At 38.7% G+C, this 2,565-nt stretch carries 3 protein-coding genes; all 3 read right to left on the reverse strand.

Annotation, left to right across the window (positions count from 1 at the left end):
• Positions 1-150: 150 nt before the first annotated feature.
• Positions 151-1,377: an MFS transporter gene (locus AC1DG9_RS25970; protein WP_477635558.1), complete on the reverse strand. Its 1,227-nt coding sequence runs from the start codon at positions 1,375-1,377 to the stop codon at positions 151-153.
• A gap of 107 nt (positions 1,378-1,484) precedes the next feature.
• Positions 1,485-2,120 (reverse strand): GDSL-type esterase/lipase family protein, encoded by a 636-nt coding sequence (locus AC1DG9_RS25975; protein WP_337718173.1) that lies wholly within the window; start codon positions 2,118-2,120, stop codon positions 1,485-1,487.
• Between the two features lie 14 nt (positions 2,121-2,134).
• Positions 2,135-2,565, reverse strand: a 431-nt coding sequence (locus AC1DG9_RS25980) for a glycoside hydrolase family 95-like protein (RefSeq protein WP_477635559.1), incomplete at its 5' end; no start/stop codon positions are given.

The following is a 2,565-nucleotide window of genomic DNA, read 5'->3' on the forward strand; positions in this document are numbered from 1 at the left end:
GTATTACTCCGGCACCAAAATTTATTATTTTTTTATATCGTCAAAAACAAAAATCATGTTTTACTTGATCGCTTTATAAGCTGATCATAAACGAGAGAATTTTAGTACCCTCTTAATGATCGGCCTCTTTTTCTATAGTCTTAATATTACTTAATGTGCAGTAGCTGATGCAGTTTTTACATTTTTTTGCCAGAAGAAAAATATAATGAACAACACCACCAGTATTCCAGGGAAAGCTATCATTTTCACTAAGGTATCCTGCCCTGCAGCAAGTTCCAGTGCTCCTCCTTTTAAACCTAATGCTACATTTTCTGCTCTTGCTGAATCAATCCAACTTCCTATAAAGGGTTGAAATATAGCCGTTGAGAACATCCCAACACCTCCAACAATCGACATCCCCAAAGCACCGCTTAGCGGAACACGCTGGGCAACTGCTCCAATCATAACCGGCCAGAAATAACATACCCCTAAGGCAAATATTACCGTGGCAACATATGCAAGTGGTCCTGTAACCACGCTGAACATGTAAATACCAATGGCTGCCAGGATAGCCGACATTAATAAAACACCTGTTTGGCCTARTGAATGAACTACAGGGCCGGCAAAGAATCGACCTACTGCCATCAATCCGCTGGTAAGGGCAAGGATCAGCATTGGGCTGGCACCACTGTTACTCATAATCACACTCACCCACTGGTTAGGACCAAACTCGGTAATTGCAGTAAGGGCCATACAGATAAACAAGAAGATAAAAACAGGGTTGAGCATTGCCTTAAGATTCTCAGCAATTGAAGTACTTCCGTCCTCTCTAGGCTCTACAAATTTCTTTCCGTAGAACAAAGCAGCATAGATAACAGTTGGAATCATGGTAACCCACATCTGAGCTTGCCAGCCCATTCCATTATCTGTCATAAATTTAGAGATCAGCGCTCCGATAAGAATTCCTCCAGGGAACCACATATGGAACCTGCTTAGCATTTTATTCATTTTCGGACCTGCATATGCGTCTGCAATCAAAGGATTACAAGCCGCTTCTGTACATCCGTTACCAAATCCTATAAAAAGTGTAGAAACAAGTAACCCTACATATCCTCCGGCATATATGGTCAATAAGATACCAATAGTATGGGCGACAAATGCAGCTTTCATAATGTTTTTAGGCCCAAAAGTGTGATAAACCAACCCACCAATGATCATAGAGATCGGAAATCCTAAAAAGAACATACTGTTGATAAATCCAAGCTGTTCTGCAGTCAGGTTAAATTGCGCTCCGAGCTGGGGTAAAATACCCGCCCGAATAGAGAAGGTAAAAGCTGTGGTAATCACGGCAAAGCAACTCCCGTTGAATAAGGCACTCTTGTTAATGTTTTCGTTCATAATATAATGGTTATTTGGTTAGCAAAATCATCTTAAGGGATAGATTAAGTGTTTGGAAATATACAATTAATTTGTTTTTTTAAAAATAGTATATTTTTCATTAAGTGTTATTTATTAAACTTGATCTTTCTAAATATACGTTTCGCCATAATTCTGGATCCTTCTGCATTAGGATGTATTTTATCTGGCATAAGTTCAGGCTTATCTATCAACAAAACATGCATATCTAAAACCTCCACTTTATTCTCATTGGCCACATTCATTATTTTTGGGATAATCTGTTTTACAATCACAGGATCCCATATTCCTGCTGTATCCGCTACAAAAGACACTACAGGTAACAGCAATATAATACGTGGATGGGAAGACAAATCTTTAAAAGATTTAATCATAGCATGGTAATCCTGCTCATATTCATTTAATCTGGATCTGTTAATCAATTTGCTATCATTTCCACCAAGATCAATAACCACAATATCAGGATTACGCTTTAAAGCTTTCTGATACTCATTGGTTTTGTAATATGGTGAATCCCCGTTTCGCAGAAGCGTACAACCACTTACACCATAGTTTTCTACGGCATAACTGCTTCCCAGATATCTTTGAAGCTGAGCCGGAAAGGAGTTTTGCTCCCTGTTTTCCACCATTGCCCCATAAGTTATACTTGCTCCAATGCAGGCTACTTTAGTAACCGCATTAGAGTTAGTATAAAAGCAAAGTGCAAGTAATAGACTAAATAACATTTTCATCTTTTAAATTACTCACTAATGAAAGTATATGTTTTACCAGCAGTGGTATCGAAATCATAAAGAATGGTTTCGTTAATGGATGGCTTATTCAGGTTGGCCTTAGCAGATATAACTGGTGTAGCTATTTTATCAATCTGATAAAACTGATTTGGGTTATCTCCTTTTGCGGGTTTAAGAGAGTTTCCTTTTAGCACATTAGGAACACGTAAGCGACAATTACCACCAAGTTTTGATTTAATGGTAACCTTGCTCAATTTTCCATTTTTCCAGGTGATGTTCTCAATTTCAAAACCTCCTGGAGCTCTTAACCCACTAATACTTCCGTCCTTCCATTCATCAGGCATCGCCGGAAGCAGTTGGATAGAGCCATCGTGGGCCTGTAATAACATTTCAGTAATACCTGCCGTGCATCCAAAATTACCATCTATCTGGAAAGGAG

This window comes from Pedobacter sp. 05L430 (assembly GCF_056397585.1).